The sequence below is a fragment of the Streptomyces sp. NBC_00443 genome (assembly GCF_036014175.1).
Classification (GTDB): domain Bacteria; phylum Actinomycetota; class Actinomycetes; order Streptomycetales; family Streptomycetaceae; genus Streptomyces.
In genome coordinates this window covers 4,541,465-4,556,494 of sequence record NZ_CP107917.1, presented here as the reverse complement: position 1 = coordinate 4,556,494, position 15,030 = coordinate 4,541,465, and the positions used below count along the sequence as shown (strand labels likewise).

At 69.4% G+C, this 15,030-nt stretch carries 23 protein-coding genes; 1 reads left to right on the top strand and 22 read right to left on the bottom strand.

The annotated features are described in order from the left end of the window. Window positions 1-48: 48 nt before the first annotated feature. The 22 genes from OHO27_RS20440 to OHO27_RS20335 all read right to left on the bottom strand — a co-directional run bounded on the left by OHO27_RS20440 (window position 49) and on the right by OHO27_RS20335 (window position 14,252). The gene (locus OHO27_RS20440) at window positions 49-1,227 is read right to left on the bottom strand and encodes a 3'-5' exonuclease (RefSeq protein ID WP_328425967.1); all 1,179 of its coding nucleotides are present in this window, start codon (window positions 1,225-1,227) and stop codon (window positions 49-51) included. A gap of 78 nt (window positions 1,228-1,305) precedes the next feature. After that, entirely contained in the window at window positions 1,306-1,641 is a 336-nt protein-coding gene (locus tag OHO27_RS20435) for a hypothetical protein (protein ID WP_328425965.1), read from the bottom strand. Continuing rightward, window positions 1,634-2,401, bottom strand: coding sequence for a hypothetical protein (locus OHO27_RS20430; protein WP_328425963.1), 768 nt, complete (start codon window positions 2,399-2,401; stop codon window positions 1,634-1,636). Before OHO27_RS20430 ends, OHO27_RS20435 begins: the two co-directional genes overlap by 8 nt. 65 nt (window positions 2,402-2,466) lie before the next feature. After that, window positions 2,467-3,015 carry a hypothetical protein gene (locus OHO27_RS20425; RefSeq protein WP_328425961.1) on the bottom strand — a complete coding sequence of 183 codons (549 nt, stop codon included), beginning with the start codon at window positions 3,013-3,015 and terminating at the stop codon, window positions 2,467-2,469. Further along, window positions 3,012-3,203: a hypothetical protein gene (locus OHO27_RS20420; protein WP_328425959.1), complete on the bottom strand. Its 192-nt coding sequence runs from the start codon at window positions 3,201-3,203 to the stop codon at window positions 3,012-3,014. Before OHO27_RS20420 ends, OHO27_RS20425 begins: the two co-directional genes overlap by 4 nt. Window positions 3,204-3,335: 132 nt before the next feature. Beyond that, a complete protein-coding gene (gene ssb, locus OHO27_RS20415) occupies window positions 3,336-3,845 on the bottom strand; it encodes a single-stranded DNA-binding protein (protein ID WP_328425958.1) in 510 nt (169 codons plus the stop codon). Between the two features lie 2 nt (window positions 3,846-3,847). Continuing rightward, entirely contained in the window at window positions 3,848-4,339 is a 492-nt protein-coding gene (locus OHO27_RS20410) for a hypothetical protein (protein WP_328425957.1), read from the bottom strand. Beyond that, window positions 4,336-4,629: a hypothetical protein gene (locus OHO27_RS20405; protein WP_328425955.1), complete on the bottom strand. Its 294-nt coding sequence runs from the start codon at window positions 4,627-4,629 to the stop codon at window positions 4,336-4,338. The genes OHO27_RS20410 and OHO27_RS20405 overlap by 4 nt, the downstream gene beginning before the upstream one ends. Continuing rightward, a complete protein-coding gene (locus OHO27_RS20400; protein ID WP_328425953.1) occupies window positions 4,626-4,916 on the bottom strand; it encodes a zinc finger domain-containing protein in 291 nt (96 codons plus the stop codon). The genes OHO27_RS20405 and OHO27_RS20400 overlap by 4 nt, the downstream gene beginning before the upstream one ends. Then, complete coding sequence (locus tag OHO27_RS20395) at window positions 4,913-5,605, bottom strand: zinc finger domain-containing protein (RefSeq protein ID WP_328425951.1); 693 nt, start codon at window positions 5,603-5,605, stop codon at window positions 4,913-4,915. The genes OHO27_RS20400 and OHO27_RS20395 overlap by 4 nt, the downstream gene beginning before the upstream one ends. Continuing rightward, window positions 5,602-6,600 (bottom strand): hypothetical protein, encoded by a 999-nt coding sequence (locus OHO27_RS20390; protein ID WP_328425949.1) that lies wholly within the window; start codon window positions 6,598-6,600, stop codon window positions 5,602-5,604. Before OHO27_RS20390 ends, OHO27_RS20395 begins: the two co-directional genes overlap by 4 nt. 69 nt (window positions 6,601-6,669) lie before the next feature. Beyond that, window positions 6,670-7,107: a WhiB family transcriptional regulator gene (locus OHO27_RS20385; RefSeq protein WP_328425947.1), complete on the bottom strand. Its 438-nt coding sequence runs from the start codon at window positions 7,105-7,107 to the stop codon at window positions 6,670-6,672. A gap of 80 nt (window positions 7,108-7,187) precedes the next feature. Further along, window positions 7,188-7,706 (bottom strand): hypothetical protein, encoded by a 519-nt coding sequence (locus OHO27_RS20380; protein WP_328425946.1) that lies wholly within the window; start codon window positions 7,704-7,706, stop codon window positions 7,188-7,190. After that, window positions 7,703-9,172 carry a UvrD-helicase domain-containing protein gene (locus OHO27_RS20375; protein ID WP_328425945.1) on the bottom strand — a complete coding sequence of 490 codons (1,470 nt, stop codon included), beginning with the start codon at window positions 9,170-9,172 and terminating at the stop codon, window positions 7,703-7,705. Before OHO27_RS20375 ends, OHO27_RS20380 begins: the two co-directional genes overlap by 4 nt. Before the next feature lie 75 nt (window positions 9,173-9,247). Next, window positions 9,248-10,693: an AAA family ATPase gene (locus OHO27_RS20370; protein WP_328425944.1), complete on the bottom strand. Its 1,446-nt coding sequence runs from the start codon at window positions 10,691-10,693 to the stop codon at window positions 9,248-9,250. Then, a complete protein-coding gene (locus tag OHO27_RS20365) occupies window positions 10,690-10,992 on the bottom strand; it encodes a hypothetical protein (RefSeq protein WP_328425943.1) in 303 nt (100 codons plus the stop codon). The genes OHO27_RS20370 and OHO27_RS20365 overlap by 4 nt, the downstream gene beginning before the upstream one ends. Further along, a complete protein-coding gene (locus OHO27_RS20360; protein ID WP_328425941.1) occupies window positions 10,989-11,660 on the bottom strand; it encodes a hypothetical protein in 672 nt (223 codons plus the stop codon). The genes OHO27_RS20365 and OHO27_RS20360 overlap by 4 nt, the downstream gene beginning before the upstream one ends. After that, window positions 11,657-11,959 (bottom strand): hypothetical protein, encoded by a 303-nt coding sequence (locus OHO27_RS20355; RefSeq protein ID WP_328425939.1) that lies wholly within the window; start codon window positions 11,957-11,959, stop codon window positions 11,657-11,659. Before OHO27_RS20355 ends, OHO27_RS20360 begins: the two co-directional genes overlap by 4 nt. Beyond that, entirely contained in the window at window positions 11,956-12,306 is a 351-nt protein-coding gene (locus OHO27_RS20350; protein WP_328425937.1) for a hypothetical protein, read from the bottom strand. The genes OHO27_RS20355 and OHO27_RS20350 overlap by 4 nt, the downstream gene beginning before the upstream one ends. Further along, window positions 12,303-13,073, bottom strand: a complete 771-nt coding sequence (locus OHO27_RS20345; RefSeq protein ID WP_328425935.1) for a BN159_2729 family protein — start codon at window positions 13,071-13,073, stop codon at window positions 12,303-12,305. The genes OHO27_RS20350 and OHO27_RS20345 overlap by 4 nt, the downstream gene beginning before the upstream one ends. Next, on the bottom strand, window positions 13,070-13,672 hold the full coding sequence (locus OHO27_RS20340; protein ID WP_328425933.1) for an RNA polymerase sigma factor: 603 nt from the start codon (window positions 13,670-13,672) through the stop codon (window positions 13,070-13,072). Before OHO27_RS20340 ends, OHO27_RS20345 begins: the two co-directional genes overlap by 4 nt. Before the next feature lie 82 nt (window positions 13,673-13,754). Beyond that, window positions 13,755-14,252 carry a hypothetical protein gene (locus tag OHO27_RS20335; protein ID WP_328425931.1) on the bottom strand — a complete coding sequence of 166 codons (498 nt, stop codon included), beginning with the start codon at window positions 14,250-14,252 and terminating at the stop codon, window positions 13,755-13,757. Between the two features lie 231 nt (window positions 14,253-14,483). On the opposite strand from OHO27_RS20335, the gene OHO27_RS20330 reads away from it, so the two are divergent. Next, window positions 14,484-14,903, top strand: a complete 420-nt coding sequence (locus OHO27_RS20330) for a helix-turn-helix domain-containing protein (protein WP_328425929.1) — start codon at window positions 14,484-14,486, stop codon at window positions 14,901-14,903. Window positions 14,904-15,030 lie beyond the last annotated feature (127 nt).

Below are 15,030 nucleotides of genomic sequence, written 5' to 3'. Positions count from 1 at the left end.
ATGGTGGAGTGGCCGGCCGCCGGGCTCCCTCCGGGCGGCTGGGCAGGATCAGACGTGGCCGAACTCGATGTCGGCCAGTTCGCCGCGTGCGTCGGCGATGGTGGTGCGGCCGTTGGCGAGGTCGTAGATCAGGCTGGCGGCGTGGTATTCGCCGCTGTCGGTCGCGCCCTGGAGGCTGGAGGCGATCTCGGAGATCAGCCTGAGGACGTCTCCGTCCGAGTCGCCGGTCTCCTCGAACTCCTCGCCCTCCTCGTCTTGGTTGTCGCCGCCGGCGCACTGGTCGCACGTCTCGCCGAAGGTGCAGGTGCAGGGCGTCTCGTCGCCTTCGTCCTCGTATCCGGCGACCGCCCAACGCTCAGTGGTCGGGTCCCAGATGACGGACCAGGCGTTGTGGTCGGTGAGGGTGCCGTCGAGGTCGATGCCTACGGGCATGCCTGCGTCGTGGGCTGCGTTCAGGGCATTGGCGATGTCGACCCAGTGGGAGCGTTCGGTGCGCGGCACGAACGCGGTGTCGGTCTCGCCCGTCATGACGGCCTGTGACGGGGCCGCTTGGGCTGCGCGCAGCTGACGGCGGACGTCGTCCAGTTCGCAGGCAGCTTGGGTGTACAGGCCGAGTGCGTGGTTTGCGCGGCCTTCCCAGGACAGGGGGAACTTCTCCCGGACCATGGCGGCGTCGTACACGTCGCGGGCCCAACGTGCGTCGCCCAGCGCGGTGTGCGCGGCCTCCTCCGACGGTGGCTCGACTGCGACCGCGCGGGACAGGGTGTGCGAGCGCCACGGGAGCGGGCCAGCGGCTTGGACGCCGACCTTGGCGGCGGCGAGCTGGACGATGTCGTACGGCCGGGGGTGCCACTGGGCGGATCCGGGGCCGAGGAGCTTGCGGAGGAACCGGTCGTCGAAGGCCGGGTTGGAGCCGACCAACACGGCGCCGGACAGGACGTTGACGATTGCGGTGACGGCGTCCGTGCGGCCGAGCGGGACGACGGGGCCCGGGCCGGTCCAGGCTGCTCCCCAGGTGGGGTCGACGAGGTGGCGCTCATGAAAGCGTCCGATGCGCAGGGCCTCGGGGTCGGCGGTCGTACGGTCGACGGCGAACTGCCAGACGTACTCGGTGTCGGTGAAGCGGCTGCCGTCGGGCTCGCGGAGGATGACGGCGACCTCCCAGGCCTCGCCGACCTCGGCGTCGAGGTGGGTGGTCTCGCAGTCCACGAAGGCGATGTTGGTCATGCTGGGCTGCTCCTGGTGGTGCGGTGGGATGGTGGGCAGGGCCGCCCCTGGTTCGAGCAGGGGCGGCCGAGCTGCTCGTCAGGCGTTCGCCGGGTCCTGGCCTCCGAGATCACGGAGCAGCTGGAGGAACGCCTTCGCGCCGCCTTCGAGGCCGAGACTGATGTGCGTCGCGGCGGTCATGACCGAGCGCGTCCAGTCGGTGAGGGCACCGACCTGCTCGGCGGCCTTGGTGGCCGCGGGCTCGGTCTCGAACGCGGCGAGGACGTGCCCGGCGTGGTGGGCGAGCATCCAGCGATGGGTGGCGTCGGGCTTGCGGTCGGCGGGGATCTCGAAGACGAGGAGGCCGGGGGCGGCTTCCGTGGCGTCGACTGCGACGGTGCCGGCCGTGGTGGGGATGCTGAAGGGCTCAGGCACTGCGCACCGCCTGCTCGCTCGTGCCGGCCTCGCCGAGCAGCTGGCACAGGGCGAACGCGACACGGCCCGCGCCCTGCGCCTGCTCGGCCTTGCCCTCGGTGTCGAGGCGGTGGCCTTCCGTCCGGGCAGCCTCCAGGGCCTGGCGCAGCGCCACGGTCCGGCCGCTCGACGGGGCCTCCGTGACGCCCGTCAACGCCCCGTCAGCGCCGAGCTCGTCGAGGGCCAGGAGCCGGACGTGGTTCCGCATCCGCTCGTACTTCTGCTCCGTGCCGTGCCCGTCCCACTGCGCCCGCGGATCGGTCACGTCGACCACGGTCACGTGCTTGAAGAGCTCGGCGTCGCGCGGATGGATGTGCCAGGACATCTGCCAGCCGCCGGCCACGAGGTACAGCAGCTGCCAGCCGTCCTCGTCGATGTCGGGCGAGTCGGTGATGACGGCCGATGACGGGTGCAGCGCGGCAAGCCAGGCGAGCAGCTGCGCGCGCTCGCGGTACGCGCCGTCCCGCTCTTTCGCGGTGCGGTCGATGTCGTCGCGGTAGTGGTCGTTCAGCTGCACTGCTTCGGCGCGCTCGGTGTCGTACGAGTCGGCGTGCCGTTTCCAGCGTGCGGCGTCTTCCTGGGCCTGGGTCAGCTCCGAGGCGAGGCGGGCGACCGGGTCCTCGATAGGCTCGGCGTCTCCGTTGGTACCGCGCGCGTGAGTGAGGATCCGGGGGCGAACCGGTTCCGGTTCCTGGTTCCTGCGGAAGAGTTTGAGTGGCATGGACATCTCCGGTGTGGTGGCCGGAGGTGGGTCCCTGCGTGGGGTCCCTGTCCTCTGTGGGTGGGTTACTGCTGGGCGGCGACCTGGTCGAGGAAGCGGGCTCGGACCAGGTTGTGGTGAGCGTCCGCCAGGGCGTTGTGGAGGCCGTCGGGCTGCTGTGGGAGGTCGCCGGGGGTCAGGTTGAGGCGCTTGGCTTCGGTGACGATGTCGTCGGACTGCATGGGGATGCCGCGCGGGAGGTTGATCATGGGGCCCCAGAGTTGGGCGAGGGCGACGTGGTCGTACGCGGAGTAGTACGCCCAAAGCTGTGGGTCGGGGGTGCTGAGGATGAAGTCGGCGACCAGGCGGGCGATCTGTGCGCGGGTGCGGACGTCGGGGCTGTTGCGGTCGAGGTGGCCGGGGCCGCAGTAGCAGCGCAGGGTGCCGGGGTGCTTGAAGGTCGGCAGGTGCGGCCAGACGTTGTCGACGAGCCAGGGATTGGCGTGGAGTTTGTGGACGTCGAATTCGCTGCTGACGGCGTAGAGCTCACGGCCGTCCTCGGTGACCATGCCGATGGAGATGAGGTCGATGGTCTTGCCGTCGTCGATGAATTCGGTGTCGTAGAAGATCCTCATTCGAGGGGCTCCTCGCTTGTCGGAGTGGGTAGTTGGTCGAGTGCGTCGCCGAGGTCGTCGGCGAGCCAGCGCCAGCGCATGGCCTGTTCGGGTGCTCGCTTCTCCCGGGTTTCGGCGGCTGCGATGAGGGCTTCGACGATCTCGGCGAGGTCGTCTGTGCCGCCGGGAAATCGGACGATGGCGGCCATGGTCAGCTCCCTTCGTCCGGCGGGATGGGTGGTGCTTGGGGGATGGGGTGGGTACGGGGCCGGTTTCGGGGTGCTGGTCGCAACAGCCGGTGAGGAGGGCTGCGGTGATGAGTGCGGCGGCGATGGCGCGCATCAGAACGGGGGTTCGTCGCTGTAGCCCTTGGCCTGGTCGACGGCCCAGGGGTCGTCGGCGGGCGGCGGGCCTTGGCGGTTCTGGGTCTGGCCCTGGGGGCGCTGCTGGCCTTGGGCGGGGCGCTGTCCGCCTTGGCCGTTCTGCTGGCTCGCAGCGTCCTTCGAGACCTGGGCAACGGCGTAGGCGAGGTTCGGCGCGATGGAGCGGATGAGGAGGGCCGGCCGCTCGTGCTTCTGGCCGTCTTTCTCCCAGCGCTCGGTGCGGAGGTCGCCGGTGACGATGACCTCCATGCCCTTGGACAGGGTCTCGGTGGCGTTCTCGGCGAGGCGCTCCCAGACGGTGCCGCGGATGAAGAACGTGTCGCCGTCCTCCCACTGCTGGGTCTGCTGGTTGAGGCGACGGCTGTTGAAGGCGAGCGGAATGGACGCGACGGCCTTTCCGGCCTGAGTGAAGCGGAGCTCGGGGTCGCCGGTGAGACGGCCAACGCCGGTCAGAGTGGGCAGAGACAAGGTCAGTTCTCCTTCGTGGTGTCGCGGAGCTGGAGAGGCGGCGTCGTGGGCTTCTGCCGCGCTCCGGGGCAGGGGTCGCCATAGGTGCCGTGGCGGTGCATCGGCAGCCGACCGTTCTTCAGTGGTTTGAAGAGGGCCCGCAGACCGCTGGGGCACTTCTCGCGGGCCGGGCAGATGACGTAGCCGATGGCCCATGTCTGGTCGGTGAAGCCTGTCTCCAGGCCTTCGCGCATCTGCAACTCGCGATCGTGCTGCTCGTGCGTCATTGGCACGGCGTCCTCCTCGGGGAGTTGGGGCTGGATGGGAATGGCGGTCTGTCCGGGGTGGACAGCGGGCGTCGTGACGGGCTTGACGGGTGGCGTCGTGCCGCGGTGACGGGGTGTCGCTGGCGGGATCAAGCCGCGCTTTCGGCCGCAGATGAGGCCGTAGCCGCGGGCCTTGGACTCCGGCGTGAGCAGGAGTTGCGGGCAGTAGCGGCACCGGATGGCTTTCATCGGCGTCTCTTCCGGCGGTGTTCGGCGAGGCTGGTCACGCCCGTGGGCAAGGCGAGCTGCTCGGTTCGGGTGGGGCAGGTGGCGACGTGGGGCATGTACAGGCGCTCCCAGCCGGTCAGGGGGAGCTCGGCCGAGGGCCGGCGGGACCGTACGGCGCCGGTTCCGTCGCGCCATACGGCCGCGTTCCCGGCGGGGTCGGGGTCGGGGTCGACTGCGAGGCGTTTTCCGGCTTCGGTGGTGGTCCAGAGGATGGGGCGGCGGCAGTCTCGGCACGGGATGAGTGGCTTCATGGTGTGGTGGTGGTTGGGGTGTTGGCCGCGAGGGTGCGGGCCTGGTGGACGTTGGGGGCGAGGGTGCAGGGCTGGCCGGCGGGGGCTTGGCAGATGCGCTCGGGGCACTGGGTTGACATGACCCTGATCCAGTCGATTCCGCGGGTGGTGTGCACGTCCTTGCGCCGGTCCTGGGTGCCGCGCTGGTTCGTGCACAGCTGGCCCGGGCGCGCGCGGCACCAGGTGCAGAGGATCGCCATCGCGGCGAACCGGTACGGGACGGGCTGACGGGGGATCGGCTGCGTCATGACGCCTCGGCCTCCTGCTCCTGGTCCTCGTGGGCGAGAGCTGCAGCGGATGCGGCCCTGATGCGGGCCTGCTCCTGGTCGTGGTCGAGGAGCGGGAGGCCGGCGGCCGCGCGCTTCGTGTCCTCCAGGCGGACGGGGTGCACGTCGCGGCTACGGCGGCCCCCGATGATGCAGCTGGTGCCGGGGGCGGCGCCGCAGCGTCGGCAGGCGCGGCCGCGGGGGTCCTTCGTGGTGTCGCGGTCGGCGGGCATCTTGCCGATGGCGGCCCGGGCGGCGGCTGCACGGCCGCTGTACGGGCCGTGATCGTCGCCGGGGGGCAGCGCGAGGCGATCTCCGGCCCCGAGGGCCCTTGAGATGCTGCTGGGTCCTGTGAGGCCGTCTCCAGCGGCTCGGATGATCTCCCGGATCGCGGCGGCGGACTGCGCGCCGGTTTCCAGCGGGTTGCCGTCGTAGACGATGTTGGCCAGCTCGATGCGCTCGGCGCGACGGGCCTTGACCTCGGTGATGATGTCGGCCGGGGCGATGAAGCGCTGGCGGCCAGCGATGACGATGACGGCGGCGCGGGCCTCGTCGACGTCGTACGGAGCGAGGATCTCGCCCCAGACGTCGGGGGTGTACTCGCCGAACTTCTGGGCGGGGCAGGCGGCCTGGACGTACTCGGCGATCTGCACGGCTTCTTCTTCGGTCACGGGGCTGCTCCTTCCTGGCGTGCTGCTGTGCGGGCGGCGATGCGGGCCCGGGCGCGGTCGAAGGGGGTTTCGCCAGCGGGCCGATGGGCGGCCGCAGAGGCGCCCGGGTCGGCGGCGGCGTTCATGACCTCGTTGACGACGCTGGGCAGAGTCGCCGGGTGGAGGCCCTTGCGCATCCAATGCGCGATGCCGCGGCGGATGTGGTCGGGGTGGATGTGGTCCTCATCGAGGAGCACCCGGATCTGCTTGGCCATCTGTCCGATGACGGCGGAGGGAGGGCGGACTGTGCAGCGCTCCAGCCACTCGCCCACGATCGTTTGGGCGGTGACGGCGGGTGGCTCGACGGCCTCGGCCTCGTCGACCGGCTCTCCCTCGAGGACCTCTTCGGTTGGCGCGTCGTCGTGACCTTCGGTCGACGACGGCAAGTCCCCGAACGAGAGAGATCTTGTAGAGAGAGGAGAGAGAGTAGGTGTCCGGGATTCCCGGACACTGACGTCCGGGATTTCCGGACACTGAGACTCGTCAGTGTCCGGGTTTTCCGGACACTGGGCTTCGGCGTCAGTGTCCGGAGTTTCCTGACTCTGAGCCGCGTCAGTGTCCGGGATTTCCGGACCCTCAAGTTCGGGTCCAGGGTCCGGAGTTCCCGGACGCTGAGACTCGTCAGCGTCTGTGGAATCCGGACCCTGAGCGCCGTCGTCAGCGTCTGGAATTTCCGGACACTGAAGCGGGAGGATCCGGTACTTCGCCGTGCCGTTCTTCTGGCCGGCGGACACCTTCTCCAGTACGCCCTTCTTCACGAGCGCCTTGATCACTTCGTACATCTGGGGGCGCGACACCTGCGCGCGGCGGAGAGTCTTCTCGGACTCCACCGAAGACCAGGTGATGCGTGTCGAGTCCCGGGCATCGTCCGCCAGCACTGCGAGGGCGAGCTTCTCGCGGTGCGTCAGCGTCGTCGGTGCGTAGTCGAGCACCTCGACGTACAGGCGGCTGCCCACGTGCTGTCTCCTAGGGGTGGTGGTGGCCGGTGGGCCGGCGGCCGGTCTCATCCGCCGGGCCACCGGAGCTCACGCGGACGCTGGGACCTTCGTGGAGCCGGTACGCCGGTGCTGGCGCCGGGCCGCTGCGTTCGCGTCCTTGCAGGCCTGGTCGATCGGCTCCTGGTAGCGCAGGTGTCGCTGGTACGCAGCAGGCGTCCCGCACAGCGGAAGTGGCCCTCGGGGCTGTCCGGTCGGCTTCTTCTTCGGCTTCGGCTTCGTGACGCCCGCGGCGGCCTTCCGCTGCTGCTCGATGCCCCAGCGCTGGGCGCCGGTCTGCCCGGCGACGAGGCCGATCCTGAACGCCTTCGCCACGCCCGCCTCACGGACGAGAGCGGCCTCCAGGCAGTCCATCTGGACCGGGCATCCCCGACAGGTCTGCTTAGCGAGGCCGAGCGTCCTCTTCTCGAAGAAGATGTCCGGGTCCATGGCCTTGCAGGCGGCTTGCAGCTCCCACTCTCGATCCATGACGGGTCCTCCGTACGGTCGGTCTTGATCAAACGAAGTCGTGCAGGTGGCGGGTACGTGACAGGGCGTCGCGACGGCCGTCACGGGGCTGCCGCCTTGGCCAGCGGGGCACCCACGTAGGTGCCGTGCTCGCGGTAGAAGCGGTCGGCCTCGCGCTTGGCGTCGCGGCACGGCTGGCACACGCGCTCACGGAGTCGGATGTGCCGTCGGTGACCGCTCCTGGTCCCGCAGAAGGGGCTGGGGGTCGGCTTGCGCCGGCGCTTCCGCCCGCGGTCGGGCCTGATGACGATGGGCTCGATTTCGCCCGGGAACCACTCGACGAGCGTGGTGCCGCTCGCACCTACGCGCGTCGAGATGGTCGAGTACGGAACCTTCCGATCGAGCATGAGCCGGGCCGCGAACCACTTCTCGTCCCGGGTGAGCGTCCAGCCGTCCCGGAGCCCGTTGACGGCGAGCTCCACGGCGATCAGGTCGAGCAGGACCAGGCCGTCGGCGGTGGCGAGCCAAACCGTCGGCACCGCAAAGGTGGTGACCGGGATCCAGTCGCGCTGACGGCCAACAGGAACGCCGGGGATGATGGTTCGGGGCTGGAGCCTCATTCGCTCACCGCCGTCACGTCGCGCACCCAGGCCAGGGCGGTGTCGTCGAGCTGCTCGCGCGCCCGGGTTACCGCGACGTACGCCAGCCGGGCCTCCTCGCGTGGCAGGATCACCAGGCCGGTCTGCTGGTCCGGCTTCGGCGCCCGGAAGTCACCGTGAATGCGGACCGCCGGCCACTCGCGGCCCTTGGCCTTGTGGGCCGTGCTCACCACCAGCTCGGCCTGCTGCTCAGAGACCAGCCCGTCGGCCGCCGAAACGATCCGTTCCGGTCCGTGCTCATCGATGAGCTTGACCAGGACCTCGAGGGAGCCGTCCTCCTCGGCCGCGTACTGCCGCACGTCGTCCCAGGAGGCGAAGCCCATCAGCTCGGGGTGGTCGGTAGGGCGGCCGCCCTGGAGGGCCTCGGCTGCCCAGGCGAGCTGCTTGATGGCAGAGCCGCCGCCGACGAGCGCGACCTTCCGGCCGGCGGCGAGGCCTTCCATCACGATCCCCATCGCCCCTGCATTGGTGCGGCAGAGGATCGCGTCCGGAGAGTCGAGCGGGCCCACCGAGGACTCCGCAGCCTCCCAACCTGTGAGGCGGAGCGGAGCGTCGATCAGGCGGAGCCAGACGTTGGCGCGGGTGGCGATGGCCGGGCCGAACCGGAACGACTGGCTGAGCGTGAGCTCGGGGCAGCCGAGTTGGTCGGTGAACTTCTGCAAGGCGTCGTTGGCGCCGCGCCAGCTGTAGATCTGCTGAGCGGAGTCGCCGACCGCGATGCGCTGTGCGTGCTCCTGGGCGAGGAGTACAGCGGACAGGACGTCGTTCGTGTCCTGTGCCTCGTCGAGCAGCACCACATCCGTGGGGATGGTGGGCTTCGAGAGCGCCCACATCTTCAGGTAGTGGTCGTGGCTCAGGTTCAGCACCGACTCGTCGTCCTGGAGGTCTGCCCAGGCGGCGCGGGCAACCGGCAGGACCAGCTTCACGACCTCGCCGCGGGCCTTCTTCAAGCCGTCGAAGTGCGGGACGTGCTTCTGGACGATCTCGTCGTCGGAGCTGTGGCAGAAGCGCTCGACGGTGTCCAGCGCGGCCCGCATGATGATCTTAGAGGTCATCGCCTTCATGCCGCCTCGGTCCGTGAGGACCGACGGGGTCGAGCCGATGATGCCGAGGATCGAGCGGACGTCGAGGGCCTGCGCGGCCTGGTGCGCGGTCTGGCGGGGCCGCTTCAGGCGAGCCCCGTACTTCGGATCGAATGCGAGCCCATGACCGGTCTTGGCCATGCAGTTGGACGGGAAGCTACGGCGGGCGTCAGCCGCGATGGAGCTGTTGTAGGCGACGTACGCCATCCTGCGCCGCCGATCGCTCTTCGCGATCATCTGGAGCGTCGCGGACTTGCCGCAGCCCGCGCCGGCCTGGAGGACCAGGTCCAGCCCGTCGCCGTACGACTCGATCGCCTCGGCCTGCTCGATGGTGGGGTTCACCACTGTGGTGCACCTCCTTTCTAGGGGGTGCGGGACCGCCCCGGCGTGGGGACGGGGCGGGCCCGCAGTAGTGGTGAATCAGGCGGGCTGGCGGGCGTCCTGCTCGGCGAGCGCGAGCGCGGCACCCTCCAGGCCGTTGACCATGGCGGCGAAGTCGGCGGCCGAGTTCTCGCGTTCCCCGTAGTTGGTGAGCGTGTCGAGCAGGGTCTGTGCCTCGTCCTTGGTCAGCTCGTTTGCTGAGCCGATCTGGCGGCCGATGATCAGCGAGGTCGCGCGGAGCCGGTCAGCGCGCGAGTCCTTGTGGCCGAGGCCGACCTTCGTGAAGCAGGCGTGCATCATCCGCATCTGCGGCGCCGTGACGGGCGTCGGACCCTGGTCCTGGCCCGCGTCCGCCTCGGGGGCCGGCGGGGCGCCCTGCTCCTGGCCGGCGGACGGCGTTGACGGGGTCGACGGGGCATTCGTGACGCCCGTCGTGACGGGCTTGACGGCCTGCCCGTACTCCTTGATGACGTCCCCGAGCTTCGCCAGCTGCCTCGTCTTGGGGTTCTCCACGTCCTGCTGGTGGAGCCCTTGCGACTTGGCGTACAGCTCCAGGGCTCGCTCGTACGTCAGCCAGTCGCTGGTCAGTTCAGCCACGATCGTCTGGACGCCGTACTCGGTGAGAAGCGCTTCGAGCGTCATGGGCTGGCCCGTGGCCGGGTGCATCGTGCCGTTACCCATGACTCCCTTGCTCCTTGCCTGGGAGTACAGCTCCATCGCCCGCTCGAACTTCAGCCCGTCGGCGACGAGTTCGTCCACGATGACCTGGACGGGGTCGACGCCCTGGCCGAGCTGTTCCAGGATCGCCTCAGCGAAGGGCTCACCGGGATGGTGGACCGAGGCGCCGTCCAGGGCCGTGTACCTCGTCTTGGTGACGGTGCCTGTGCCCTGGATCATGTCGATCACGACGTCGACTTCGTACTCGGCACCCTCGCGCTGGACGGTCTTGACGCCGATCTTGGTGACGTTCTTCCCCTCCATGGCGTAGTCGTTCTTCGTCCGCATGGTGACGATGACGTGGCCGGGGAACCCGAGCAGGGCGTCCAACATCTCCTGCTCCAGCTCGTTCACCGGGCCCCAGGCGGTGAACTTGCCGCCGTAGTTGTTGGCCTTCTTCGACTCCTCGTCGACGCGGGCGAGGAGTCCGCCCTTGCCAGCCCAGAAGTGGCTCCAGGAGTCGATGATCAGGACGGCGAGCCGGGCCTCCTCGGCGGCCTTCACCGCGGCGATGAGGTTCTCCGGGGAGCAGAACGCCAAGGGCAGGTGGGCGAACTCGTGGGCCTCGATGTCGGGGCGGCCGGGAACGGGGGCGTACTTGAGGGCGGAGCCGCGCTCAGTGTCGACGAGACCGATCTGCCCGCCCTTGGCGAGGCCCTCGGCCATGCGGAGAGCGGTCTTGGTCTTGCCGGAGCCGCCGGGGCCCTGGAGGGCGATGCGTGCCTTGGCGGTCTCGCGGGTCGCCGGGGCGAAGGTGAAGGTGGTCATGTGGTGCTCCGGTTGTCGCGCTGGGGCGGAAGGGTGGGGCTTGAAGGGGCGGCGGCGAGGTGCCGGAGCGCGTTCAGGGCGCGCATCGCGGCGCCGTACGAGCGCTGCTTCTTCCGGAAGGCGGTGTCGGTGTCGGCCGCGGTCCGGCGGTACTTGCCGTCGAGCTGTGCCGCGACGGCGTCCGCCAGTTCCTCACCGGTCTCACGGCGGAGGTCGGCGAGCAGCTGCGCGGCCTCGCCCGGGCGGAGTGGCCGGGCCGAGGTGAGGGCCTGATACGCGGTGCTGTAGGCGCTGCTCATCCGTCGGCCTCCGGGTCGTACTCGGAGTCGACGTCCACGGCGGTGACGGTGTAGCCGGTCACGCCTTCCTCGCCGTCGACGGTGGCGACCAGCTCGGCGACGCCGTCCTCCTCGTCCTCGATCCAGTCGAAGGAGGCAGTCGGCATGTCGCGGCGAGCGTCCGCCTCGCAGTGCGCCCGAGCAGCGCGGGACCTGGCGTACAGGCCGATGGGAACGGAGTCCCACCGAGCCCGGTACACCGTGATCGTCGGCTCGGTAGAGGGCCAGGTCGGAGCCTTCGCGATCTCGCGCGCTCGCTCCAACAGCGCCTCCGCATGCTCGGGCGTGAGCTCGGCCGCCTCGGTGAGCGCGGCAACGGCGGCTTCGCGTGCGGCGTCAGCCCGGTCCTTCTGGCTGACGTACTCCCAGAAGTTGGTCTCGGAGGCCCGCTCGGAGGCCGTCAGCAGCCGCTCCAGCTCGGCCACACGGGAGCGCTGCCAGCGGCGGCCACGCTTCGCCGACTCCAGCGCGAGCCGAAGCCGGCCAACGGAAGCAGCGGTCTCGGGCGACTGGAGCAGCTGCGCCGACTCCAAAGCCTCGGCCGCGATCGTTGCGAGGTCGTACGCCGGGGCGTTCAGCCAGGCGCCCTCGATCGTCTTCTTCGCCAGCATGGCGAGCTTGGAGATCACGACTCTCCACCACCCGACACGGCGGCAACGGCCGCAGCCCAGGCCTGGTTGTCGGAGCCCACGTAGCGCGCCTCGACCCGAGCTCCGAACTCGGTCAGGATCGACGTCGCCTCGAACGTCCCTGCTGGGGCATAGGGAGACTGGGACTCCCGGTTGGGGTTGACGTAGGCGTCGCAGATGTTCGCGACGATGCGGCCCGCGGACTGGGTGGAGTTGTACTCGCCGACCTCCTGCCACGTGCCCGGGTTCGCGCGGCAGTTGGCGGCAACGGCGGCGTGATCGACCTGCTTGCGCTTCATGCGGTCTCACCGCCCTCGGGGACCACGTCGCCGTGCCCGTCGAGGTACTCGAAGCCCTGGTAGTAGAGCCGCACACCGGCCTGCATGCCGCTGACCTCGTGCGACCGGTACGCGCGACCGGACTTGGAGAACTCGCGCTCCCCGCTGACCTCGGTCTTGGCACCGCGCAACGCCCTCGCGAGCTCCTGCGCGATCTCTACAACCTGGCTCGGCTCCACGCCCCAGGCCGCCTCCACGGTGATGATGCCGTCGGCCTGGAGCTTCCAGTCGATGGACAGCTTGCCCAGGCGCGGACGCTTGGCGATCAGCAGCTGAACGACCGCCGCCTGAACGGGAATCTGGTTCATGCGGTGGCACCCCCCGTCGTGACGGGCGTGACCTGCTGTGACGGGGTGCCCGTGACGGCCGTCAGCGGGCCCACCTGACGGACGATGCTGGCGAGGGTGCAGCGCTCCGGCCGGCTGTCCTGCGACAGCAGCGGCATACCGTCCGCCGTCCGCACGCCCTGGTAGAACCAGACCTCGCCGCTCGCGTCCTGCTGCGGGAGCGCCAGGTCGTAGACGATCCCCTCGAACTCGAACGGCGCCTTCGCGGTCTTTGCGGCGTGCGCGCGGGCTTCCGGCAGGTCGTAGGCCACGACCGAGACGCGAACCCCGTCGCGGTAGCCGTCACCGGCGACCATGTACGGGAGCGCGGTCTCCTTGTCGTGCTGGATGCCGAAGTACCGGCGCCACTCGCCCCACTGGGACTGGTTGACGATGTGGAGCGCGACCAGGATCCGGTCGCCGTCCATTTGGAGGTTCTGGAAGGCCGGGTGCTCCCCGATGTGCCGCTTGATGACGGCGGCGACCCGTCGGGCCCGCTGGCAGGAGTCGTCCCAGGCGAGGGCCTGCTCCTCCAGCTCGGTGCGCTGCGGCAGTTGCGGCTGCTCCTGGTGCTCGCGCGGGCCTCCGTCACCCGGCGTGCTGTGCGGCACCATGCCGTACGACTTCTCCGGGTCGATCAGGAGGCGGGCCGCGTCGAGGGCGTGGACGATGGCGGCCGCCGGGTCGCTCCCGGTCGAGGCGATGGCCTCGCGGACGACGCGGACCGCGTGGGGGAAGTTCTTGTTCATGCGACGGCCCCCTGCCGGGCGAGGGTCTGGCGCATGGTCGTCATCGCGCGGAACGTCAGCGTCTTCACGGCGCCCTCGCCCTTGCCCAGCCGGGCGGCGACCTCCGGGACGGACAACTCGTCGATGTAGCGCAGCGCGACGCACTTGCGCTGATAAGCGGTGAGGCCCTGCATCGCTGCCGTCACCGTCGCGGACGCCTCCGCGATGTCCAGCTCCCGCAGGGCGGACGCCTCGGCGGAGCGGTCGCGGACGTCACCGTCGTACATCTCGGCGACCGAGACCTCCAGCCGCGACCGCGCGGATTTCACGTAATCCAGGTAGATGTTCCGGGCGATCACTGCGAGCCAGCCAGCGAAGCCGGCACCGCGCGTGGCGGTGAAGGTGCTCAGGCGGCCCAGAGCGCGGACGAACACGTCCTGCGTCAGGTCCTCAGCGAGACTCCGGTCGCGAGTCCGCTTGTGGAGGAAGGCGAACACCTCGGCGCGGTGCTCGTTGTACAGGGTGCCGAAGGCGTCACGGTCTCCCGCGGCGGCCCGGGCCACCAGCTCGGACACCGCACCTCCCGGCGGGCTGATCTTGGCGCTAGCCTGGTGGGACATGACCAGGTCTCCTTTGACGTAGGGGTTTCGGGTTGTGTGTTGGGGTCGTCCCGGGTCGCATCCGGGGCGGCCCCGTGGGCTTTCAGCCGACGGGCTGCTTGCGCATGCCGGCCAAAACGGCGTGAGGGTCGAAGCGGCGGCTGGAGCCGACGTAGATCAGGCCGGGCCAGATCTCGTCCCGCTCCCGCGCCTCCGTGATCTGCCTGTCGATCCAGCTCATGGACTTACGCAGGAAACTCGCGAGCTCCCGCTGGTCCATGAGCCGCTCGGGCAAGGCCGACTTCTTGAGTTCGACCATCCCGGATCCGCTAGTGGATGTAGATTCCGGAAGCGTGAGAACAGGCGCTGCGAAGAACTCGGCGACCTCCACGTGGAGGGCGGCCGAAATCAGCTCTGCCGCGCGGTCACTGCACTCCTCGCGGGCGCTCTTCCCGCCGCCCACGATGAAGCCGACCAAGGCGCGGGACAGGCCCTCCCCTTCCGGGTCGACCTCTTTCGTCTTGGCGGCGAGGCGCGGGATGTCCAGTCCGGCCGCCTTCATGGCGACCCGGATCGGTGCTCCCTTGTCACGTCGTCGCATGTTGATCCTCCGGCGCGCAGCCGAATAGGGGTCGTGTAGATCGGATCGACCTGCACGTTCTACAGTCTGCATGTGGATGTGGATGCAGTCAAGAGGGGCGCACAGGGGTGCTGAAGGATGCGAATAGGGGGGTACAGGGGTCGTGTAGATGCCCCAAGGTGCCGTCAAATACAGGTCATCAGTCTCAGATCTACTTGCGCATGTAGATGCTGATGCCGGATCCTTCTGATCGTGACTAGCCACCAGCAAGACCCCGGCGCGCCCGAGGCCGAGCACCCCGCCCCCGCAGGCGAGGACCTGGCGGCACTCCTGGAGCGCCTCCTCGCTCAGGCCCCCGACAGAACACAGAAGGGGCTGGCCGAAGAGGCCGGCATCTCCTACCAGACCCTCAATGCCTGGATGAACAGAACGAGGGGCACCTCCCGTATCGACCCCGAGAAGCTTCGGGCGATGGTCGACGTCTTCCGTCGTTGGGGCGTCGACACCAACATCCGTGAGTTCCACCAGGCCGTCGGTCGACCGGCCCCGGGACCTACGGACAGAGAGCGAGAGTCCAGACTCCTCAGGCTCTACCGGCAGCTGCCCGAGGAAAAGCAGCGCCTCCTCGTGGAGGACGCCGAGGTCATGCTGAAGATCACGTCTGTCTCGTAACGTTCGCTAAGGGTTGCCTTAGTGTGAGCGTCCTGTTTTTTCGTTCCCAAATGTCCGAGAAAAAGGGGCAATGCCTCACGAGTAGTTCGGTCAGAAACAAACCTCTTCTGAATCTTCCGATCACCTA